The sequence below is a fragment of the Niveispirillum cyanobacteriorum genome, from assembly GCF_002868735.1.
In the GTDB taxonomy this organism is placed as follows: Bacteria; Pseudomonadota; Alphaproteobacteria; order Azospirillales; family Azospirillaceae; genus Niveispirillum; species Niveispirillum cyanobacteriorum.
Genome location: NZ_CP025611.1, coordinates 1092792 through 1113148, shown reverse-complemented (window position 1 = coordinate 1113148; position 20357 = coordinate 1092792). Strand labels below are relative to the sequence as shown.

Genomic DNA, 20357 nt, shown 5'->3' with positions numbered 1-20357 from the left:
CATGACCATTAAGAAAGCCGCCGTCATCGGCTCCGGCGTGATGGGCAGCGGCATTGCCGCCCATATCGCCAATGCGGGCATTCCCGTCTACCTGCTGGACATCGTCCCGCAGGCGGTGAAGGACAATGGCGGCGACCGTTCGGTCGTTGCCAAGACCGCCATCGACAAGATGCTGAAGACCGATCCGGCCCCCTTCATGCACAAGAAGGCAGCGAGCCTCGTCACCCCCGGCAATATCGAGGATGACCTGGAAAAGCTGGCCGATGTCGACTGGATCGTCGAGGCCGTGCTGGAGAACCCAAAGGTCAAGCACGACCTGTATCAGAAGCTGGAAGCGGTCCGTAAGGATGGCTCCATCGTGTCGTCCAACACCTCCACCATCCCGCTGTCCATCCTGCTGGAAGGTCACACGGAACGGTTTGCGTCCGACTTCTGCATCACCCACTTCTTCAACCCGCCGCGCTACATGCGGCTGCTGGAGGTCGTGAAGGGGCCGAAGACCCGCCAGGATGCGTTCGACACCGTCAGCGCCTTCTGCGACCGCGTCCTGGGCAAGGGCGTGGTGGAATGCAAGGACACACCGGGCTTTATCGCCAACCGCATCGGCACCTATTTCATGGCCGTCGCCGTGAATGAGGCCATCGATGGCGGCCTGACGGTGGAAGAGGCGGACGCCATCACCGGTCGCCCCATGGGCATCCCGAAGACCGGCACCTTTGGTCTGATCGATCTGGTCGGTCTGGATCTGATGCCGCTGATTTCCAAGTCGCTGCTGTCCACGCTGCCCGCTGACGATGATTATCGCCGTATCCATCGCGACAACGCGCTGGCCAACAAGATGATCGCCGAAGGCTACACGGGCCGTAAGGGCAAGGGCGGTTTCTATCGCCAGACCAAGCAGGCCGATGGCCGCCGCGTCAAGGAAGCCATCGACCTGAAGACGGGCGCCTATCGCGCGTCGGAAAAGGCGACGCTGGCGTCCGCTTCGGCCAAGAACCTGAAGGCGCTGGTGGAAACGGCTGATGCAGGCGGTGCCTATGCCTGGCGCGTCCTATCGCAGGCATTAAGCTACGCCGCTGACCTCGTTCCGCAGATCGCAGAGCAGATCACGGCGGTCGATGAGGCGATGCGCCTGGGTTACAACTGGAAGTCCGGCCCGTTTGAACTGATCGACCAGTTGGGCACCGGCTGGTTCGCAGAGAAGCTGGCCGCCGAGGGCAAGGCCATTCCGCACATGGTGAAGGTGGCCGCCGGTCGTCCCTTCTACAAGGTGGAAGGCTCCAAGCTGCTGTTCCTGGGCACCGATGGCGAGTATGCCGAGGTGAAGCGTCCGGACGGCGTGCTGCTGCTGACCGATATCAAGCGCGGGTCGAAGCCGGTCGCCAAGAACGGCTCCGCCAGCCTGTGGGATATCGGCGACGGCGTCCTATGCCTGGAATTCACGTCCAAGATGAATGCCCTGGATCAGGACATCATGGGCATGATCCGCAAGGCCATGGGCATCATTGGCGATGGCAAGTCCGGTGCTTACAAGGCCCTGGTCATCCATAACGAGGCGCAGAATTTCTCCGTCGGCGCCAATCTGGGTCTGGCCCTGTTCGCTATCAATATCGGCCTGTGGCCGCAGATTGAGGCGACGATTGCCGAGGGTCAGAACACCTACAAGGCCTTGAAATACGCTCCGTTCCCCACCGTTGCCGCCCCGTCGGGCATGGCGCTGGGCGGCGGCTGCGAAATCCTGCTGCACAGCTCCGCCGTACAGGCCCATGCCGAGACCTATTCGGGTCTGGTGGAGGTCGGCGTCGGTGTGCTGCCGGGGTGGGGTGGCTGTAAGGAGATGGTCATCCGCCATCTGGCCAACAAGCGGCGTCCGGGCGGCCCGATGCCGGCCCTGTCGGCGGCGTTTGAGGCCATCAGCACTGCCAAGGTCGCCAAGTCGGCGTTCGAAGCGCGCGACATGCTGATCCTGCGTCCCACCGACGGCATTACCTTCAATAAGGACCGTCTGTTGGCCGATGCCAAGGCCAAGGCCCTGGAACTGGCGGCGAACTACACCCCGCCGCAGGAACCTGAAATCCGCTTGCCGGGCCCGACGGCCGCCGCCGCTTTCTCCATGGCCGTGGACGGTTTCGCCCAGCAGGGCAAGGCCACGCCGCATGACGTGGTGGTTTCCAAGGCCATTGGCTTCGTGCTGTCCGGTGGCAACACCGACATCACGCAGGTGATGACCGAGGACGACCTGCTGACCCTGGAGCGGGAAGGGTTCCTGGCCCTGACCAAGACCAATGGCACGATCAACCGCATCGAGCACATGCTGGAAACCGGCAAGCCGCTGCGGAACTGAGGCTGACGGCCCCTCCTTCGGGAGGGGCCGTTCCCATGCAACACCTCCCGTCATTGTGTTGCACATTGTTTCACATCTCCCCCGTCCACCCTATCGACGCCCCGAGGTGCCTCATCTGCCATCTTGTCTGAATCCTGCGCAGGTGCCGGACATGGTGGGGGATGGTGGTCTGCCGCGGTAGCGGTCCACACGGAGAGTTCCCATGCCCATGTACAAGGCCCCGCTCGAAGATATCAACTTCGTGCTGAACGACGTCCTGAATGCCCAGTCGCTGACCCAGCTCCCCGGCTTCGAGGATGCGACGCCCGATCTGGTGCAGTCCGTCCTGGAAGAGGCTGCCAAGCTCTGCGAGAACGTGTTGCAGCCGATCAACCGTTCTGGTCACGAAGAAGGCTGCCACTACGAGAATGGCGTGGTGCGGACGCCCAAGGGCTTCAAGGAAGCCTATGACCTGTACAAGGAAGGCGGCTGGCAGGGCATGGCCTTCGATCCCGAATATGGTGGGCAGGGTCTGCCGCACACGATCGGGTTCGTGCTGGAAGAACTGATGTGTTCGTCGAACATGGCGTTCGCCATGTATCCGGGCCTGACCCACGGCGCCATGAACGCCATCCGCGCGCATGCCAGCGAGGAGTTGAAGGCCCAGTACCTGCCCAAGATGGTCTCGTCCGAATGGTCCGGCACCATGTGCCTGACGGAGCCGCATTGCGGCACCGACCTGGGCCTGATGAAGACCAAGGCCGTGCCCAGCGATGACGGCAGCTACCGCATCACCGGCACCAAGATCTTCATCTCCGCCGGTGAGCATGACCTCACCAGCAACATCATCCATCTGGTGCTGGCCAAGCTGCCGGACGGCCCGCCGGGCATTAAGGGCGTCAGCCTGTTCCTGGTGCCGAAATTCCTGCCCAACGAGAATAACGAGCCGGGTGTGCGCAACGGCGTCATGTGCGGGTCCATCGAACATAAGATGGGCATCATGGCCAACGCCACCTGCGTCATGAATTTTGACGATGCCAAGGGCTGGCTGGTGGGTGAGCCTCACAAGGGCATGCGCGCCATGTTCACCATGATGAATGCGGCGCGTCTGGGTGTGGGCATGCAGGGTCTGGGTGTGGCGTCCGTCGCCTACCAGAACGCCGTTGTCTATGCCAAGGATCGGTTGCAGGGTCGCGCCCTGTCGGGCACCAAGGCGCCGGATAAGGTGGCCGACCCCATCATCGTGCATCCCGACGTGCGCAAGAACCTGATGCAGGGCAAGGCCTTCATCGAGGGTGCCCGTGCGCTGGGCTATTGGGTCGGCATGATGATCGATCTGGTGGAAAAGCACCCCGACCCGGTGGCCCGTCAGGAGGCTGATGATTTCGTGGCCCTGCTGACCCCGGTCATCAAGGCCTACTTCACCGACATGGGCTATGAGATCGCCACCAACAGCCAGCAGATGTATGGCGGTCACGGCTATATCCGTGAATGGGGCATGGAACAGTTCGTGCGCGATGCCCGCATCGCCATGATCTACGAAGGTGCCAACGGCATTCAGGCTTTGGACCTGGTCGGCCGTAAGATGCCGCAGAATCTGGGCCGGCTGCTGCGCCGCTTCTTCCATCCGATGCAGGCGGAACTTGAGCAGAGCCAGGAAGATGCGGCCCTGCTGGAATTCGTCATTCCGCTGGCCAAAGCCTTCGGCAAGTTGCAGCAGGCGACCGCCGTCGTGGCACAGAAGGGCATGTCCCGCCCGGAAGAGGCCGGGGCGGCATCGACCGACTATCTGCGCATTTTTGGTCTGGTCAGTGTTGGCTGGATGTGGCTGAAGATGGTGAAGGTGGCGCGCGAGAAGCTGGCCGAGGGCACGGACGGCAAGGACAGCTTCTACGACGGCAAGATCAAGACGGCCCGCTTCTTCGTGGAGAAGATGCTGCCGGAGGTTGATTTCCGCTTCAAGAGCCTGATGTCGGGCGCCAAGTCCATGATGGACCTCGACGCCGAACAGTTCTGATTTCTCGACAGGGTGAAGGCTCTGTCACTCAAAGGCTGCCGGTGCGACCCGGCAGCCTTTTTTCTTTACAGCCACCTGTCCAAAAGAAAAGGGCCGCCGGTTCCCCGCCGGCGGCCCAATCTTATCGTCAGGCCCTGCGTTCACTCATACTCGGCCCAGGTCTTGTCCTTCTTGCGGTCGTAATAAATGCTAACGGTCGACACTTCGCATAGGTTGAAGCCGGACCATTCGGCCGGTGTACCGTCGTCGTAAACGACCTTCAGGTCCCAATTGCAGGACTTTTCCGAGCGGCTGAACTCAATATCAATCGTTTCGCCATCGGGCATTTCATCACGGCCCAGCACATCCTCTTCCCAGCTCGACGCCTTGCTGGGCGAGACATAGACCTCAGAGATTGTGTAGCCGGTCTTGTTGTTCAGCGTGAAATTCTGCTTTCCCTCCGCCCACGCGTACGGAACGGCCAACAGTGCCGTTGCTGACAGGCCCAGCAGAGCCCTGGCGAAAGCATGCATGATAAAGCCCCCATCAATGATCAACAGGGGAAAGGTTGCATGCTTTCGCCGTCTGCTCAACAACTTAGCGCTGATTGGTTATGCCACCAGTTTGCGATACAGGTGCCAGGTGGCATGCCCCAGGATCGGCATCACCACCGCCAGCCCGACAAACAGCGGCAGGCTGCCCAGCAGCAGCAAGCCAGCCACCATCAGGCCCCAGACAGCCATCGTGACCGGGTTGCGCCAGACGGCACGGGCCGACGTTACCATAGCGTCCAGCACCCCGACACGCCGGTCCAGCAGCATGGGGAAGGAGACGACCGTCATGGTCAGCACCAGCATGGCGAACAGGAACCCGACACCATTGCCGATGATGAACATCATCATGCCTTCACGCGTGCTGATCAGGGCATTGATGAAGCTGGCGATCCCGTCATGTGGCTGGCTGGCCAGGGTCGCAATGTAAATCCGCTCTGCCACACCCAACCAGACCAGGAACACGGCCAGCAACATCGCGCCCAGCCAGGCGATGGGCATGATCTGCCCTGAACTGCGCACGTCCAGGGCGTTACGCCAGGTGATCTCCACCCCCATCTCCCGCTGTCGCGACAGCTCATACATGCCCAGCGCTGCAATAGGGCCCATGATCGACAGGCCGGCAAGGGCGGGGTAGAGCAGGGGGACCAGATCATTCTGCGCCGCCGCAGCCGCCGCAAGACCGCCCACGATTGGATAGATCAGGCCCAGGAACAGCAGCTGTGTCGGGGCGGCCATGAAGTCACGCACCCCCATGGACAGGGCGTCCATGAGATCATGCACAGTGATATGCCGGATCTCCGGCATGGCTACGGAACGGTCGTGGTTCATCGCCGCCTGATTGGCGGCCATGCGATAAGCCATATCCTCAACCTCCCCAAAGGCCAGCCTGTCCACCATCCCGATGGATGGCCGGCGTGTCATGGTTCGGCCATTTGGCCCGGGGAATCAAAGTCGGCATACCGGGTGACGGTTGCCGCAAGGGGCGATCGGTCGAACCCACTGCGGCAAATGATAGCAGCTTTGGTGGCTTTTGCACCGGTAAACGTTGAAGCTCTATGCCGCTTCCTGGCAGATTTCGCCGGTCCGGCTCAGCTTCAGCTTCCGCCCCACCTCTGCAATCGCGCTCAAAACCGGGATCAGTTCGCGGCCCAGATCGGTCAGCCCATATTCCGTGGAGGGCGGGGAGGTCGGCATGACGGTCCGCACCACTAGCCCGTGCTGTTCCAGCATCCGCAGCCGGGCGGTCAGCGTCTTGGCCGAGATCTGCGGCATGTCGACCCGCAATTCCCCAAACCGTCTTGGTGTCGCTTGCAAATGCCACAGAACATGGGTGGTCCAGGCACCGCTCAACATATTCATGAATTCCGACACGGGGCAGTAAGGGGCCGGGACGACGGGGTTCTTGCGGATTTTCAAGGCCATGGCGGGGAGATTCCGGTTACCGGTTCGAAACTTCAAAATGTAGGTTACCAGAAGTAACCAGCTATACAATGGCAACCATCTTCGCCATTCTCCGCGCCATCACCCATGCCCCTGAACGGGGCGATGATCCAGACTGAGGAAACAAGATGAAGCTCTATTACAAGCCCGGCGCCTGCTCGCTCGCCTCCCACATCGCCCTGCGCGAGGCGGGTTTTAATCCGGAGATCGAGGTGGTGGACCTGCCGACCCACAAGACCGCCGGCGGTGTTGATTTCTACACGATCAACCCCAAGGGCTATGTCCCCGCCCTGATCACGGATGAAGGGGAGTTGCTGACAGAAGGTGTGGCCATCATGCAGTATGTGGCCGACCTGAAGCCCGAGGCCAAGCTGCTGCCGCCGCCGGCCACGCTGGCCCGCGCGCGGGTTCAGGAAGCGCTGAACTTCGTCGCGACGGAGGTTCATAAGGGCTTCAGCCCCTTTTTCAACCCCACCACACATCCGGAAACCAAGGCTGCCGTGCCCGCAAATGTCGGCCGCCGCTTCGACGCGCTGGAGGCACAGTTGGCCGATGGCCGTGACTATCTGCTGGGTGCTGACTTCACGGTTGCCGATGGGTACCTGTTTACGGTTCTGGGCTGGTCGCCCTATATCGGGCTGGATTTGGTGAAGTGGCCGAACCTGTCGGCCTATCGCGCCCGCATCGCCGCCCGTCCGGGTGTGCAGGCGGCGTTGAAGGCGGAAGGCCTGATCTGATGGACGGCGCGACCCCGGCAGCACCTGACTTCGCCGGTGTCACCGCCCTGATGGCCGATTATTTTGATGGGCTGTATCATTCCGATGCAGCCCGTCTTGGCCGGGTTTTCCATCAGCAGGCCGTCTATGCCTGCGCGACGGAGGGGCGGTTGACCCATCTGACCATGGATGCCTATTTGCCCCTCGTGGCCGCCCGCCAATCCCCCGCCAGCCGGGGGGAGGTGCGGCGCGATGAGGTGGTCTCCATCACCTTCGCGGGCCCCGTGACGGCCCTGGTCCAGGCACGCTGCGCCATTGGCCCGAAGCATTTCACGGACTTCCTGAGCTTGGTGAAGCTGGATGGACGTTGGCAGATCATTGCCAAGACCTTCCATTTCGATCTGACGGAAGCCTAAATCGTCAGTGGTGCCCAGCCGTCGCGGCCCAATGCCTCCAGCGGCTGGAAGTTGGCCTTATATTCCATCTTGGGGCTGCCCTCGATCCAATAGCCGAGATAGAGGTAGGGCAGCCCCTCCTGACGGCAGCGTTCGATCATGGCCAGGATCAGATGCGTGCCCAGGCTGCGCTTGGGGTCTTCAGGATCATAGAAGCTGTAGACGGCGGAGTAGCCATCTTCCAGCCGGTCCACCAGCATGGCCCCGCGCAGCCGGCCCGCCTCGTCGCGGGTTTCAGCCATGAAGGTGTTGACTTGTCCTTCATCCACCATGGAGGCGAAATCGCCGGGCGTCATGCGGTTCATGTCGCTGTCGCTGTGGCGCGCATCCTGGTAGAGCGCGAAGAGCTGGAACTGCTCCATCGTCGATGCGGCGGGCACGACATCCAGCACCAGATCCGCGTTGGCGCGCAAGATGCGGCGGTTGGTACGGCCCGGGGCGAAGGTGGCAACAGGCACCCGCACCGGCACACAGGAATTACATCCCGGACAGACAGGCCGGTAGACGATGTCGTGGCTGCGGCGGAAGCCCGCCCGCGATAAGGCCGAATTCACCTCTCCCGCCTGTGGCCCCACCAGCCGCGTAAACAGCTTCCGCTCCACCCGGCCCAGCAGATAGGGGCAAGGCATGGGGCCGGAGCGGAAGAATTGCTGCAAGGGCCGGTGCAGGGGAGGGATGACACTCATTCGTGGCCCTGGCGCAGGGTGGTGGGGCGGGGATCAGGCCGATAGCGTACCCGGTTCGTCGATCAGGAAAAAGGCCTGCGCGATGTCATTGGAGAGCTTGCCGAAATTGATCTGCAAACCGTCCAGATATTCATGCAGGCCAACCGAAATGACGGACTCGATGGTCTGGTTCGACAGGTTCCCCAACAGCTCATCCGACCGTTCCAGCGGCAGGGTGCCGCGGCGCAGGCGATACTTGCTGTTCAGCCGGTTCAAGAGACTATCCACCTCGCGCATGCAGACCAGAACGGAGCGGGGGAAATTGTCATTGAACAGCAGGAAGCCCGCCACCGCCGCCGGCGTCATGCCACGCGGATAGACGCGGCGGAAGGCGTGATACCCGGCGGCCGACCGCAGCAGGCTGTTCCATTGGCTGATATCGATGGGGGTGCCCACGTCGCGCGGGCTGGGCAGCAGGGTGTGGTACTTGATGTCCAGCACGCGGGTGGCCTGATCCGCCCGCTCCAGATTGCGGCCCAGCTGATAGAAGTACCAGCCCTGGTCGCGGAAGAAGGTGCCTTCCGTGATGCCCGTATGGGTCTGGCAGGCTTCCTTGATGGAGGCACAGAGCCGCTGGATATTGTGCTGGGCCAGATCGGTGGCCGGTTCCAGCGCCAGCAAGCGGTTATAGAACATGTTGAGATGTGCCCACATCTCGGTCGAGATCAAGGGGCGTAGCTGCCGCGCATTTTCGCGTGCCGCCGCGATGGCGGCGATGATGGAGGTGGGGTTGTTCTGATCCAGCACGTAGAAATTCAGCACATTCTTGACGCTGGCCGTGGGGTACAGCTCAAAGAAGCGCTTTTCATCGGCGTTCAGGCGCAGGATCGGCAACCAGTTGGTGGAGCCGAAACTGTCGCGGGCGAAGGTCTCATGCACATCCAGGATGCGGGCCAGATTTTCGGCGCGCTCCATATAGCGGGCCATCCAGAAGATGCATTCGGCGTAGCGGGCGAGAAGGGCTGCCATGTCCGGTTCTCCCCTCACTGGCTTTGCGACTGGGATGACGAAGACTGGGACTGGGTATGGAACGGATCGGTGCTGTCATCGGCCACCGGGTCCGGGTCCGCTTCCCCGCCCTCTGTCAGGACCCAGGTGTCCTTGGACCCACCGCCCTGGCTGGAATTCACGATCAGGGTGCCCTTCTTCAATGCCACGCGCGTCAGCCCGCCCGGCAGCACCCAGGTGCTTTTGGCCGTAATGGCGAAGGGGCGCAGGTCCACATGGCGCGGCTCAATCCCTTCCTCTGTCAGGGTGGGGCAGACCGACAGGGGCACCATGGGCTGGCTGATATAATTGGCCGGGTCCTCCAGCAGCTTGGCCCGGCATTCCTCCAGCTCGGCCTTTGTGGCGCGCGGGCCGATGGTGATGCCGTAACCGCCCGCCTCGCCCACCGGCTTCACCACCAGCTTGTCGAGATTGTCGAGCGTATATTGCAGCGCGTCAGGCTCGCGGCAGATATGGGTATCGACATTGGGGATCAGGGCGTCTTCGCCCAGGTAATATTTGATCATGCGCGGGACATAGGCATAGACCGCCTTGTCATCGGCCACGCCGGTGCCGATGGCATTGGCCAGCGCCACATTGCCCTTGCGATAGGCCTCAAAGATCCCCGGAACGCCCAGCAGGCTGTCCGGATTGAAGGCCTTGGGGTCCAGGAAATCGTCGCCGATACGGCGATAGATGCTGTCCACCCGGCGCAGGCCGCCCGTGGTCTTCATATAGACCTTGTCGTCGATGACGGCCAGATCGCGCCCTTCGACCAGCGGCACGCCCATCTCGCGCGCCAGGAAAATATGCTCGAAATAGGCGGAGTTGTAGGCGCCGGGCGACAGCAGCACCACCTGCGGGTCATAGCTATCGACGTCAGGGCGGGGCGGTGCGATCTCGCACATCGCCTCCAGCAGCTTGGCGCCGTAATTCTCCACATTGCGCAGGCCGATATCCCCCATCAGATCGGGGAAGGCGCGCAGCATCATGTGGCGGTTTTCAACGACATAGGACACGCCCGACGGGACGCGGCCATTATCCTCCAGCACCCGGAACGTGCCCTCATGGTCGCGGACCAGATCGACGCCGGCAATGTGGATATAGGTCTTGAAGGGCAGGGTGATGCCCTGCATCTGCGGCCGGTAATTGGCATTGCCCAGCACCAGTTCGGCGGGGATGATCCCGTCTTTGAGCACATGCTGGTCATGATAGATATCATGCAGGAACATGTTCAGCGCCGCGATGCGCTGCTGCACGCCCTTTTCCAGATGCGCCCATTCCTTGGCCGCGATGATGCGGGGGATCACATCGAAGGGCAGGATACGGTCCACGGCCTTGGCATCGCTATACACCAGAAAGGTGATGCCAAGATTGTAAAGCTCCCGCTCCGCATCCGAGGCGTGGCGCCGCAGATCATCATACTGCAACTGTCGAAGCCGGTCCTTCACGGCCTCGGTATGCGATGCCGGTTTGCTGGCCGATCCAAACAGCTCATCATAGAAGCCGTTGGCATCATAGGACGACAACAGGTCGTCAACACCTTTTCCAGACCCGCTCAACAGAGCCCCCTGCGCCCTTCGTGCCATGCGATCCGCTGTCGAGGGCGATGCCGACACCGGCTTCGTTTCGCATCCGCGAGATTGAGATTAACAGATCAGTAAGGTTTGAACAGGGGGCGTGTGAGCGCTCGCTACGGTTTTGCGACGTGTGTTCTTTTTGCCCTGATAAGCCGGGGTGTCGATGCCTGCGCAACCCTGTGAAACACCCAATCAAGCTTGTTTCGGAGGGGGTGGGCTTACCGCTCCGAAAGGTACCGGCCCCGAATGCCGGGCGGATGTGAAACAGTGTGAACCATAAAATGAGGGTGTGTTTCGTGGGGGCGGGGTGTCAGTGCCGATAGGGGCGGGCCAACGGTAGGGTTAACGCCGCCCACGCAACGCCATGCAACATAAAACAGAGGTGTGTTTCAGGGGGACGGATACTGCCGCTCCGAAAGCATACAGCTCCGAATGCGAGGGACGGGACAACGTGCGGGCGTGGGAAAGGTGGCGATACGACGATCATAACACGGCAGTCGGGAAAAGTCAGCGGTTGGGGCAAGTACTGATCCGGTTGATCGGGCTAAACTGATCAAGCGCATCTGGCAGAGGTGGGCATTATGGAGCCGGAAGGGGAAGGGCGGGTTTTCGCGTCCAGAGGGTAGTTTCCGGACATTCCCGCCCGCCGTTGCGGCTCCCCTCGGACGCAACTGCTAACCTTGTGGTTCTGGCTGTGAAACGTTTTACACCTTGTCCGTCTGGTCCAGGCTGATAAGAGGGCTGCATTTCCCCGCTCACCTTGCGGTCAACTACCTGGGGATTGTACCGTCCGATCGGTATCCGTTCGGACGGCAGACAATATCTCAAACTCGACGGGATGGTCTGACCCACAGGGGCCAATTAACGAGGCCCGCGCCTCGGCGATGGCGTCATCAATGGTGGAGGCACCAAAATGTTCATGTCGAGTACTTCGCCATTGATCGCAACCATGTAGATGATGTGCCATTGGGCACCAGGCCGTTTCTTGATACCCACCCGCTCATTTCCGTGAACGCTGCTAACATTCAGACCCCGTACACCAAATGTCGGTATCCGCGCTGGAGGTGGATCGTCGCCGTTCAGGTACCGTACCATCCAGCGACGGTCATCGGTACTCCCCCACCTTCTGCAAGAGGCTCGCCCTGGCGAGTTCTAGCCGCTTGGGTTCCACCTTCCTGGACAGCAGCTCCTGCGGTTTCCTGCCCAAGAAGAACGCGATTCTCTCGCCGTTCGCTCCACTCGGGTGGGGCATTCCAGAAAGGACGAGGTCCTGGTTCACCGCCCCGATACGGGCAAGGTGCTCGACGGCTTCGGTGACTCTAGGCCCCAACGGCACGACCATCGCCCCCGTAAGGCTGGCCAGCTCGTTACCCAGGCCGGTTTCCAACTGTCGCTTCAGCTGGGGCACGGCCAGCATCGACGGATTGCCGGAATAGTTCCCTCCATCCACAAACACGGGGTTGCGTAGGGCGGAGGTGAAGTGGACGAGGCCCACATCCCTGTCCCAGAGGGAGGCGGTGGATGGGATGCGGAGGGCGGCGTTGACGCCGACGCTGTCCAGCATGGCGACCAGGTTGGAGCGCATCGGCCCGGAGAAGCTGGCGAACGACTTGGCCTTCGCCATGGCCTCCTCGTGGGAACCGCCCGCCTGGAGGACGCGCCGCGCCTCCCGTAGCGCGTTGCCCATCTGCTGGCGGCCCGGCGTCAGGCCGACGATCACGATCCTCGCCTGTAGGTTCACATGGTCGAACGGCGCGTAGGCGACGTCAATTCTCTTGCGCCCCGCCGTTCCGCTGGACAGCAGAAGGCGGCGTGGAAGCCTTATCTCTTCCTCCAGCTCGGGGAGGGAGATGTCGCGGAGCAAGGAGGCGAAGCGGTGGAAGTTTCCTGTTTCCATAGTATTCCTCAGCGGATGATCGGCTTGGAGGAGAAGGCGGCTGTCACCACGCGGCCGTGGGCTGCCACGACGTAGGCGTTCCTGGACCTGAAGCGGTTGGCCTCGTCGGCCACCGCGTGGCCGGCGTAGCGGCGAAGGCGGCGCATCCCTTCTTTGGAGAGCGCATATTTCCTGGCACCGTCCCCGGCGTCGCAGGAGTCGCCGAACTCGACGATCATCTCCACGATGAGCGGCGGGATCGCACGCGCGGTCGTTCGTTCCCGCGCGTGGCGGGTGATTTCAAGATCTACCATTTCTTGGCTCCGGTATGGTCAGGCTTGCGAGCGGAGTATCAGTTCGATGGCGCGGCCTGCCGTGAGCGCGGGGTCGAGGCCCAGGGGGGCGGCGATCGCCACGGCGGCTTGCGGGTCCAACGGCGGCACGCCGCCCAACCACACCACAACTTGATCCTTCGTCAACCCGGTCGCGGCTGCGAGTGCTCCATTGGAAAGCTGCAATGCCTGCGCTCTCCGGGAGAGGGCATCGGCGAACACGTCTATCGACGAAGCAAGCCTGATATCCTGCATGGCGCGCTGCGCCGTGTAGGTCCAGCATGTCGTCGGCACGAAGCCTCGCCTTCCGGCCAACCAGTCCTTGGCGAACTCGGTGCTCACGTAGGTCTTCGCCCCCTTGGACTTGATACCCGCACCGGCCAAGGCGTTCCGTACCGCACCCTCGGTCATCCTTGCCAGCAAGGCCAGTTCCCGCACCGACAGTTCGGACCCATAGCCGTTCTCCAGTTTCCAACGGGCGCCCGCAGTCTCGACGACGATGCTGCACAGGCCGTCCGCGTCCATGAAGCGGTGCGTTTCTCCGCCCTTCTCGTCCTGGCCCCCCGCACGGGGAATATTCTCCATGAAGACAACCGCGTCCTGGAGCAAGTCCTCGCGAAACTCGTCGGCGCAGCCGACCTGGAACGCATAGTCGAACAGCACGTGCATCGTCGAGGATATCCGAAACGGCCTCAGGTTCACCTGTGAAGGGCTCTCTTTGAAGTAGTGATCGGAAGGAAAGCCTATGAAGCTGACCGCGGCCTCGCTGTCCCTTGTCATGGCAAGGTCGTCGGCCTTGAACAGCAGGATTGCGCAAAGCTCGTTGCGCATTTCGTCGAGAGTGAAGGGCGGTGAAGTCGACATGACGGCTCCAATTCATTGCGTTTACGCTGCATGAACAACATATAGTGAGCCGACAGATGGGGCGCAAGAAAAAAAGTGTAAACATGCCGCATGTTTTACATATTACATAGTGCCACCGGCCCGAGGTTGCCCCCTCCACCCCTTACTATCCTCCAGTTCCTACCTTGCGATGTCTGCTTCATATCGGCTCAAACATGCAGGCGAACGCCCGCAATGAGGCGCAAACCGGCCCTCCCAAGCCCCCTGCGCCCCCACCCTGACAGCCATTCATGCGGGAACACTTTCGGTCGGCGCAACAACCGCCTATATAGGGGCCGCAATGATGCTCCGGCTTGTGGCGATTACCCCGATCATGAAGCGCACCTATACCCGCAAGGAAGTGCAGGACCTGCTTGGCGCCCTGGAAGGCCAGGCGCGGGAGGCCATTCGGTTGGCCAAGCAGGCGGAGGAAGAGGCGGCCAAGGATAGTTTCCTGGCCTATAACGACTTCCGCAACAAGGTGGGAGAGTTCAGGGCGCTGTGCATCCTGATCGAGGGGCGCCTGAAATCCGTCGATACGGCGCGGGTCGATGACCTGAAAGAGGAATATGCCCGGCTGGATACGCTGATGCTGGGCCTTCTGGTCCGGGCGTCGATGCGGTTCTTCTTCGTGCTGTCGGCCAAGACCATGCTGCCCATGGGCGCGCGCGACATTTTCATCGCCGAACTGCGCAGCCTGCACGACGCCGCGGAAAAGCTGCGCCGGCCCGAATATGCCGCCACCATGGGCGACAAGCTGAAGGGCGATCTGGAAACGGCCGAGCTGATCTTGGAAGAGATCATCGACAAGGCGCCGGGAATGTTGAATTTCGGGTGAGGGTGCGTTGGGTCGCCCCCCTCACCCCGCCGTGGGTTGGGAGGGTGAGGGCAGGCTTCGTCCCTTCTATCAGCCGTTATTCACCACCTTGGTCACGGTGATCCGCTTTTCCCGGCGGTCCACGGTCTGATAGGTGATGGTCTGCCCCGGCGACAGGCCCAGAAGGGCGCAGCCCACCGGCGTCAGGATCGAGATGGCGTCGGGCGGCACCGGGCAGCCTTCTTCTGGCATATGCAGGGTGCCATTGTGGCTGGTGCCGATATCATCGGTGAAATGCACCTGCGACCCAAGGCGGACAAAGGGCCGGCGCGTCGCCTGATCCACGATGTCGGCACGCAGGACCTCCTGCTGCAGGAACATCGAAATCCGCGCATAAGAACGGTGCATGCTGTCAAGCAACGTTTCAAGCTTCTGCAAATCATCACGCAGGATGCGGATGGGCGGGTCGCCGATCTGGACTTTGCGGTTCATCATTTCCTCTAAAGCGTGTTCTGTTCAGTTCCTCAAACGCCGGCACCGCATTCGCGGCTTGGCTTCACGGCGCATGGGCGCCGCGGCGGCAGTCGCCGCCGGAGGTGTCTTCGGTTAACCGAAAACACCTCTTTGTAAAAACACCCCCGAAACGGGGGGCGGGCACAGCAGGCCCCATCTGTTGGCAAAGGTCAACCCGTCGCGGTATTGCGCCGCGAAAGGGGTAACCCGTAATCGCCCGCACCCATTTGCGCTTCTGTGTTGTTGAGAAGGTGGGCGTAATGACAACAGAAGATGGAGTGCCCCATGACGACGATCCTGCTGATCATCCTGATCCTTATCCTGATCGGTGCCTTGCCCGCCTGGCCCTATAGCCGTGGTTGGGGCTATGGCCCGTCTGGCCTTCTGGGGACCGTGCTGATCGTCCTGCTGATCCTTGTGCTGCTCGGACGCATTTAAGTGCAAACTCCCTCAAGCGCCGGGCGCTGCCTCCGGCAGCTTGGGCTTACGCAGGCACGGTACCTGCGGGCCGACGGTCGCCGGCCTGCAAGGGTCATTGTCCATGCCCCTTGCTATAACCCCGTGACATAGACTGTACGCAGACGCTATCCCTTGGGACTGTTTCCAGCTTCAAGGGATAGCGTCCGCATGTCCGGTCAAGACCAGCATTTCCTGTCACTCGCCGCCGATCTGTCCCGCCAGGGCATGGAAGGCGGGCAGGGCGGGCCCTTTGGGTCGGTTGTGGTGATGGAGGGCAAGGTGGTCGGGCGCGGCTGCAATCAGGTCACCTCCACCAACGATCCCACGGCCCATGCCGAAGTGGTGGCCATCCGCGATGCCTGCCGCAATCTGGGCCGGTTCGATCTGCGCGGGGCCGTGCTTTACGCCAGTTGCGAGCCGTGCCCCATGTGCCTGGCCTCGGCCCTGTGGGCGCGGGTGGATCGCATCGTCTATGCCAATGATCGGTTCCAGGCGGCGGCGATCGGCTTTGACGATGCCTTGATCTATGAACAGGTGGCGGCGGCCCCGGACCAGCGTATCATCCCGTGCGAACACCGGCCCAACGATGATGCCCTGTCGGTCTTCAACGACTGGGCACAGAAGGCCGACCGCGTGCCCTACTGATGCCGGAGGTGATGGTGACGCTGTGTGCAAGCGACCTGCTGGTCCTGGTCGATATCCAGAATGATTTCTGCCCCGGCGGCGCGCTGGCCGTGGCCGATGGCAATGCGGTGGTGCCGCAGGCCAATGAACTGGCCCGCCGGTTCCATGCGGCGGGGGGCGGCGTTGTCCTGACGCAGGATTGGCACCCGCCCGGTCATTCCAGTTTTGCCAGCAGCCATCCGGTTGCCAACCCGTTTGAGACCATCCAACTCGACTATGGGCCGCAGACCCTTTGGCCCGCGCACTGCGTTCAGGGCACGGTGGGGGCGGAATTCCATGCCGGGCTGGATGTGCCCATGGCGTCGCTGGTGGTGCGCAAGGGCTTTCGCCCTGGTATCGACAGCTATTCCGCCTTTTTCGAGAATGATCGTCGGACACCGACGGGTCTGGCTGGTTATTGCCGGGAACGGGGCTTCACGCGCCTGTACTTTGCCGGGCTGGCCACCGATTTCTGTGTCGCCTATTCGGCGGAGGATGCGGCGCGCTGTGGCTTTGCGTCGGTGCTGCTGACGGGCGCCAGCCGGGCCATCGACCTGCACGGATCGCTGGAGGCCGCGATGGCGCGGCTGTCGGCGGCAGGGGTTGCGGTGGTGGAGACGGTCTGACCGGCACGGGGCGGGGGGCAGGCGCATGAAAGCGTCACTTTTCTTCCGGCCCCGAACGGATTATCCCGCCATGGTCATGGTTCCGCGCCGGCTGGAGGTTGCGTGCAGCTTTCCGTTTTGATCCCGGTCCTGGATGAACAGGACAATATCCTGCCGCTGCTGGAAGAGATTTACGCAGCACTGGCCGCCTGTCCGGCGTTTGAGGTGCTGGTGATTGATGATGGGTCGGGCGATGCCACCCCATCGCGGGTGGAAAAGGCCCTGCCCGAATACCCGACCTTGCGCCTTATCCGTCATGAAAGCCGCGCCGGCAAAAGTGCGGCCCTGGTCACCGGGGCCCGCGCGGCGCAGGGGACCTGGCTGGTCTTCATTGATGGCGACCGGCAGAATGATCCGGCCGACATTCCGCCCATGCTGCGCAAGCTGGAAGGGGGCGAGGATCTGGTCCTGGTGAATGGCGTGCGCCGCCGCCGGCAGGATACGCTGTCCAAGCGGCTGGCATCGCGTGCCGCCAATGCCATCCGGCAGGCCATTCTGCGGGATGATTGCCCGGATACGGGTTGCGGGCTGAAGCTGATCAGCCGCGATCTGTTCCTGGACCTGCCGGCCATCGACTGTCTGCACCGGTTCATTCCGGCCCTGGTGAAGGGGCGGGGGCTGTCCCATGCCAATTTGCCCGTGAATGACCGGCCGCGCGTGGCCGGTGCGTCCAAATATACCAATCTGCACCGGGCCGCCGTGGGGATTTGGGACCTGTTCGGCATCCTGTGGCTGATCCGGCGGCAGAAACGGCCCGGCGGGGCGACAGAGGTAATGGCACCATGATCTGGACCCAGTTGAGCCAATGGTGGCATGCCGCCGTGGATGGGCAGGAATGGCTGGTCCTGTTCGGCATGTCGGCCCAGGCCATGTTCATGATGCGCTTTGTCGTGCAATGGATCAGTTCGGAACGTGCGGGCCGCAGCGTGATGCCGGTGGCCTTCTGGTGGTTCAGCCTGGGCGGTGGCCTGCTGCTGACCATCTATGGCTTTCTGAAACATGAGCTGGTGATCATCGCGGGGCAGTTGCCGGCCCTGATCATCTATTCCCGCAATCTGCACTTGATCCGCCGCGAACGGCGGGGGGTGGGGGCATGAGCGAAGACCGGGCGATGGGCGCCAAGGTCTGGCTGTTCCTGGCCCTGCTGGCCTTTGCCGCCTTCATCCAGGGCTTCGCCACCATCCCGCCCTTTGACCGGGATGAAAGCCGCTATGTCCAGGCCAGCCACCAGATGCTGGAAACCGGCGACTTCATCGATATCCGGTTCCAGGATGAGGCGCGGCACAAGAAGCCGGTGGGCATCTACTGGATGCAGGCGGCCACCGTCCATCTGCTGACGGGGGGCGAGGATACGGGGCCGGTGTGGATGTACAGGCTGCCGTCGCTGGTCGGGGCTGTCGCGGCGGTGCTTCTGACCGGCTGGGTCGGGCTGGCGCTGTTCGGGCCGGGGGCGGCAACCCTTGCCGCCATGATGATGGCCACCTGTGTCATCCTGGGCGTGGAAGCGCGCATGGCCAAGACGGATGCGGTGCAACTGGCCTGTATCCTGGGCTGCTTCGGCGTGCTGGCGCGCGCATATCTGCGGCCCAACCGGGCCTTGCCCTTGTCGACGGCGCTGCTGTTCTGGGGGGCGCTGGGGATCGGGGTGCTGGTCAAGGGTGTGATCCTGATGGTGGTGGGCACCGCCATCCTGGCGCTGTGGCTGATCGACCGGGAGGTCTGGTGGCTGCGCCGGCTGCGTCCGGCTTTGGGCCTGCCGCTGTTTCTGGCCATCATCCTGCCCTGGCTGATCGCCATCGCCATCGCCACCAAGGGCGCTTTCTTCGGCACCGCCGTGGGGCATGAATTCCTGGGCAAGGCTGCCACGGGCCAGGAAAACCATGCCGGCCCGCCCGGCTACTTCCTGGCGACATTCTGGCTCAGCTTCTGGCCCTGGGCGCCGGTGGTCTTCCTGTCGCTGCCCCTGGTCTGGGCGCGGCGGCATGAGGTGGCGGTGCGCTTCTGTCTGGCCTGGATCATCCCGACCTGGGTGATCCATGAGATGGTGGTGACCAAGCTGCCGCATTACACCTTGCCGGTCCTGCCGGCCCTGGCCCTGCTGGCGGCGGCCCTGGTGATCAATAAGGGGCGCCCGGCCCTTGCCCGTGGCTGGGTCTGGGCGGCCACGGGAATGACGGTCATCGTGTCCATTGCCTTTGCCGGGGCCATTATCGGTTTTCCGGTGCAGTTGATGGGGCAGGTGCAGGTGGGGTCTGTTCTGGCGGCAGTTGCCATCCTGGCCGTCGCCGGCCTGACGGTCTGGCTGATCCGGTCGGCCCGTGGCGATGCGGCGGCCTATGCCATGCTTGGCACGGTCATCGCCTATATCGGCATCTTTGCCATGGCGCTGCCCAACCTGACGCCCATGTGGCTCAGCCCGCAGGTGAAGCAGGTTTTCGACGAGAACAAGCCGTGCCCCGGCAGCATCCTGGCCACCGGCGGCTATAATGAGCCGTCGATGGTCTTCCTGGTTGGCACGCAGACGCGTCTGGGCGGCGGTGAATTGGTCGCGGCCCACCTGCTGTCCGACCCGACTTGCGCCATCGGCATGGTCACCACGGGACGGGAGGAGGAGGCGTTTCACGCCGCCCTGCGCACCGCCGGGCGTGAGCCGCTTCTGGTCAGCGAGCTTTCGGGCTTCAACTATTCACGTGGCAAGAAGGCCGTCCTGCACTTCTATACGCTGTCAGACCGGGTTATCGGTCCATAAGCCGTTGCCACGGGCTTTGCCCTGCCGTGCGCCTGCTGCTATCAAGGCGGCAACGCATTCTTGTGATGGAGGTTTTCATGGCGGGTCGTATCGATGCGCGTCTGGCTGAACTGAATATCGAACTGCCCAAGGCCGCCGTGCCGCTGGCCGCCTATGTGCCCGCCGTACGCACCGGCAACCAGCTTTTCATCTCCGGTCAGGTGCCGATGTGGAATGGCGAACTGCGCCATGTCGGCAAGCTGGGTGCCGGTTATTCCATTGAGGAAGGGCGCGAGGCGGCCCGCACCTGCGCGCTCAACATCATCGCCCAGGCCAAGCTGGCGCTGGACGGTGATCTGGACCGCATTGTGCGGGTGGTGAAGCTGGTGGGCTTCGTGAACTCCACGGGCGATTTCAATGATCAGCCCAAGGTGATCAACGGCGCGTCCGAACTTTTTGGCGAGGTGTTCGGGGATGCCGGCAAGCATGCCCGTTCCGCTGTGTCCGCCGCCTCTTTGCCGTTCGGTGTGGCGGTGGAGATCGAGGCGATTCTGGAAGTGGCGTAAGGCTTTATCCTGAACGGGCGGCGTCGTGGCGCTTGGCCTTGACGCCGCCCGTTCTATATCCTGATCCTGCAACAGCACGG

Annotated in this window: 22 protein-coding genes; 12 read left to right on the top strand and 10 right to left on the bottom strand. The window is 62.5% G+C overall.

Annotated elements, in window-relative coordinates; translation table 11 throughout:
• Position 1 precedes the first annotated feature (1 nt).
• Entirely contained in the window at positions 2-2344 is a 2343-nt protein-coding gene (locus C0V82_RS04980; RefSeq protein WP_102111373.1) for a 3-hydroxyacyl-CoA dehydrogenase/enoyl-CoA hydratase family protein, read from the top strand.
• A 202-nt stretch (positions 2345-2546) separates the two neighbouring features.
• Positions 2547-4340, top strand: coding sequence for an acyl-CoA dehydrogenase C-terminal domain-containing protein (locus tag C0V82_RS04975; protein WP_102111372.1), 1794 nt, complete (start codon positions 2547-2549; stop codon positions 4338-4340).
• Positions 4341-4480: 140 nt separating this feature from the next.
• Here the strand turns inward: C0V82_RS04975 and C0V82_RS04970 are convergent, their stop codons facing one another.
• The 3 genes from C0V82_RS04970 to C0V82_RS04960 all read right to left on the bottom strand — a co-directional run bounded on the left by C0V82_RS04970 (position 4481) and on the right by C0V82_RS04960 (position 6295).
• Positions 4481-4852, bottom strand: coding sequence for an argininosuccinate lyase (locus C0V82_RS04970; protein WP_102113252.1), 372 nt, complete (start codon positions 4850-4852; stop codon positions 4481-4483).
• Between the two features lie 78 nt (positions 4853-4930).
• A complete protein-coding gene (locus C0V82_RS04965) occupies positions 4931-5794 on the bottom strand; it encodes a DUF2189 domain-containing protein (RefSeq protein WP_245924165.1) in 864 nt (287 codons plus the stop codon).
• A 132-nt stretch (positions 5795-5926) separates the two neighbouring features.
• Positions 5927-6295 (bottom strand): winged helix-turn-helix transcriptional regulator, encoded by a 369-nt coding sequence (locus C0V82_RS04960; RefSeq protein WP_102111371.1) that lies wholly within the window; start codon positions 6293-6295, stop codon positions 5927-5929.
• 146 nt (positions 6296-6441) lie between these two features.
• Here C0V82_RS04960 and gstA point away from each other — a divergent pair, with 146 nt between their 5' ends.
• Both gstA and C0V82_RS04950 read left to right on the top strand, forming a co-directional pair.
• Complete coding sequence (gstA, locus tag C0V82_RS04955) at positions 6442-7050, top strand: glutathione transferase GstA (protein WP_102111370.1); 609 nt, start codon at positions 6442-6444, stop codon at positions 7048-7050.
• Complete coding sequence (locus tag C0V82_RS04950; protein ID WP_102111369.1) at positions 7050-7445, top strand: nuclear transport factor 2 family protein; 396 nt, start codon at positions 7050-7052, stop codon at positions 7443-7445. Before gstA ends, C0V82_RS04950 begins: the two co-directional genes overlap by 1 nt.
• Here C0V82_RS04950 and C0V82_RS04945 read toward each other — a convergent pair.
• The 6 genes from C0V82_RS04945 to C0V82_RS04920 all read right to left on the bottom strand — a co-directional run bounded on the left by C0V82_RS04945 (position 7442) and on the right by C0V82_RS04920 (position 13848).
• Positions 7442-8170, bottom strand: a complete 729-nt coding sequence (locus C0V82_RS04945; protein WP_102111368.1) for an arginyltransferase — start codon at positions 8168-8170, stop codon at positions 7442-7444. The two genes, C0V82_RS04950 and C0V82_RS04945, sit on opposite strands and share 4 nt — an antisense overlap.
• Positions 8171-8203: 33 nt before the next feature.
• Positions 8204-9178 carry an alpha-E domain-containing protein gene (locus C0V82_RS04940; RefSeq protein WP_102111367.1) on the bottom strand — a complete coding sequence of 325 codons (975 nt, stop codon included), beginning with the start codon at positions 9176-9178 and terminating at the stop codon, positions 8204-8206.
• A 14-nt stretch (positions 9179-9192) separates the two neighbouring features.
• On the bottom strand, positions 9193-10758 hold the full coding sequence (locus C0V82_RS04935; RefSeq protein WP_245924164.1) for a circularly permuted type 2 ATP-grasp protein: 1566 nt from the start codon (positions 10756-10758) through the stop codon (positions 9193-9195).
• A 1123-nt stretch (positions 10759-11881) separates the two neighbouring features.
• Complete coding sequence (locus C0V82_RS04930; protein WP_102111365.1) at positions 11882-12673, bottom strand: SGNH/GDSL hydrolase family protein; 792 nt, start codon at positions 12671-12673, stop codon at positions 11882-11884.
• 8 nt (positions 12674-12681) lie between these two features.
• Positions 12682-12966, bottom strand: a complete 285-nt coding sequence (locus tag C0V82_RS04925; RefSeq protein ID WP_102111364.1) for a hypothetical protein — start codon at positions 12964-12966, stop codon at positions 12682-12684.
• Between the two features lie 18 nt (positions 12967-12984).
• Positions 12985-13848, bottom strand: a complete 864-nt coding sequence (locus C0V82_RS04920) for a hypothetical protein (protein ID WP_102111363.1) — start codon at positions 13846-13848, stop codon at positions 12985-12987.
• Between the two features lie 319 nt (positions 13849-14167).
• On the opposite strand from C0V82_RS04920, the gene C0V82_RS04915 reads away from it, so the two are divergent.
• Positions 14168-14704 carry a hypothetical protein gene (locus C0V82_RS04915; RefSeq protein ID WP_245924163.1) on the top strand — a complete coding sequence of 179 codons (537 nt, stop codon included), beginning with the start codon at positions 14168-14170 and terminating at the stop codon, positions 14702-14704.
• Between the two features lie 69 nt (positions 14705-14773).
• Here the strand turns inward: C0V82_RS04915 and C0V82_RS04910 are convergent, their stop codons facing one another.
• The gene (locus C0V82_RS04910; RefSeq protein WP_102111362.1) at positions 14774-15178 is read right to left on the bottom strand and encodes a GreA/GreB family elongation factor; all 405 of its coding nucleotides are present in this window, start codon (positions 15176-15178) and stop codon (positions 14774-14776) included.
• Between the two features lie 303 nt (positions 15179-15481).
• Between C0V82_RS04910 and C0V82_RS04905 the strand changes: the two genes are divergently transcribed.
• From C0V82_RS04905 to C0V82_RS04875, 7 genes are all read left to right on the top strand, one after another.
• Positions 15482-15634, top strand: a complete 153-nt coding sequence (locus tag C0V82_RS04905) for a DUF3309 family protein (RefSeq protein WP_102111361.1) — start codon at positions 15482-15484, stop codon at positions 15632-15634.
• Between the two features lie 189 nt (positions 15635-15823).
• Complete coding sequence (locus C0V82_RS04900; RefSeq protein ID WP_102111360.1) at positions 15824-16300, top strand: nucleoside deaminase; 477 nt, start codon at positions 15824-15826, stop codon at positions 16298-16300.
• A gap of 11 nt (positions 16301-16311) precedes the next feature.
• The gene (pncA, locus tag C0V82_RS04895) at positions 16312-16944 is read left to right on the top strand and encodes a bifunctional nicotinamidase/pyrazinamidase (RefSeq protein ID WP_102113249.1); all 633 of its coding nucleotides are present in this window, start codon (positions 16312-16314) and stop codon (positions 16942-16944) included.
• 102 nt (positions 16945-17046) lie between these two features.
• Positions 17047-17769: a glycosyltransferase family 2 protein gene (locus C0V82_RS04890; RefSeq protein ID WP_102111359.1), complete on the top strand. Its 723-nt coding sequence runs from the start codon at positions 17047-17049 to the stop codon at positions 17767-17769.
• Positions 17766-18080, top strand: a complete 315-nt coding sequence (locus C0V82_RS04885; RefSeq protein ID WP_102111358.1) for a lipid-A-disaccharide synthase N-terminal domain-containing protein — start codon at positions 17766-17768, stop codon at positions 18078-18080. Before C0V82_RS04890 ends, C0V82_RS04885 begins: the two co-directional genes overlap by 4 nt.
• Entirely contained in the window at positions 18077-19732 is a 1656-nt protein-coding gene (locus C0V82_RS04880; RefSeq protein ID WP_102111357.1) for an ArnT family glycosyltransferase, read from the top strand. Before C0V82_RS04885 ends, C0V82_RS04880 begins: the two co-directional genes overlap by 4 nt.
• 77 nt (positions 19733-19809) lie before the next feature.
• A complete protein-coding gene (locus C0V82_RS04875; protein ID WP_102113248.1) occupies positions 19810-20277 on the top strand; it encodes a RidA family protein in 468 nt (155 codons plus the stop codon).
• The last annotated feature ends 80 nt before the right edge of the window (positions 20278-20357 follow it).

Excerpts from the sequence above, each read along its gene's own strand:
- C0V82_RS04980 (WP_102111373.1), top strand. The coding sequence starts at position 2 with ATGACCATTAAGAAAGCCGCCGTCATCGGCTCCGGCGTGATGGGCAGC.
- C0V82_RS04975 (WP_102111372.1), top strand. The coding sequence starts at position 2,547 with ATGCCCATGTACAAGGCCCCGCTCGAAGATATCAACTTCGTGCTGAAC.
- C0V82_RS04970 (WP_102113252.1), bottom strand. The coding sequence starts at position 4,852 with ATGCATGCTTTCGCCAGGGCTCTGCTGGGCCTGTCAGCAACGGCACTG.
- C0V82_RS04965 (WP_245924165.1), bottom strand. The coding sequence starts at position 5,794 with ATGACACGCCGGCCATCCATCGGGATGGTGGACAGGCTGGCCTTTGGG.
- C0V82_RS04960 (WP_102111371.1), bottom strand. The coding sequence starts at position 6,295 with ATGGCCTTGAAAATCCGCAAGAACCCCGTCGTCCCGGCCCCTTACTGC.
- gstA (WP_102111370.1), top strand. The coding sequence starts at position 6,442 with ATGAAGCTCTATTACAAGCCCGGCGCCTGCTCGCTCGCCTCCCACATC.
- C0V82_RS04950 (WP_102111369.1), top strand. The coding sequence starts at position 7,050 with ATGGACGGCGCGACCCCGGCAGCACCTGACTTCGCCGGTGTCACCGCC.
- C0V82_RS04945 (WP_102111368.1), bottom strand. The coding sequence starts at position 8,170 with ATGAGTGTCATCCCTCCCCTGCACCGGCCCTTGCAGCAATTCTTCCGC.
- C0V82_RS04940 (WP_102111367.1), bottom strand. The coding sequence starts at position 9,178 with ATGGCAGCCCTTCTCGCCCGCTACGCCGAATGCATCTTCTGGATGGCC.
- C0V82_RS04930 (WP_102111365.1), bottom strand. The coding sequence starts at position 12,673 with ATGGAAACAGGAAACTTCCACCGCTTCGCCTCCTTGCTCCGCGACATC.
- C0V82_RS04925 (WP_102111364.1), bottom strand. The coding sequence starts at position 12,966 with ATGGTAGATCTTGAAATCACCCGCCACGCGCGGGAACGAACGACCGCG.
- C0V82_RS04920 (WP_102111363.1), bottom strand. The coding sequence starts at position 13,848 with ATGTCGACTTCACCGCCCTTCACTCTCGACGAAATGCGCAACGAGCTT.
- C0V82_RS04915 (WP_245924163.1), top strand. The coding sequence starts at position 14,168 with ATGATGCTCCGGCTTGTGGCGATTACCCCGATCATGAAGCGCACCTAT.
- C0V82_RS04910 (WP_102111362.1), bottom strand. The coding sequence starts at position 15,178 with ATGATGAACCGCAAAGTCCAGATCGGCGACCCGCCCATCCGCATCCTG.
- C0V82_RS04905 (WP_102111361.1), top strand. The coding sequence starts at position 15,482 with ATGACGACGATCCTGCTGATCATCCTGATCCTTATCCTGATCGGTGCC.
- C0V82_RS04900 (WP_102111360.1), top strand. The coding sequence starts at position 15,824 with ATGTCCGGTCAAGACCAGCATTTCCTGTCACTCGCCGCCGATCTGTCC.
- pncA (WP_102113249.1), top strand. The coding sequence starts at position 16,312 with ATGGTGACGCTGTGTGCAAGCGACCTGCTGGTCCTGGTCGATATCCAG.
- C0V82_RS04885 (WP_102111358.1), top strand. The coding sequence starts at position 17,766 with ATGATCTGGACCCAGTTGAGCCAATGGTGGCATGCCGCCGTGGATGGG.
- C0V82_RS04880 (WP_102111357.1), top strand. The coding sequence starts at position 18,077 with ATGAGCGAAGACCGGGCGATGGGCGCCAAGGTCTGGCTGTTCCTGGCC.
- C0V82_RS04875 (WP_102113248.1), top strand. The coding sequence starts at position 19,810 with ATGGCGGGTCGTATCGATGCGCGTCTGGCTGAACTGAATATCGAACTG.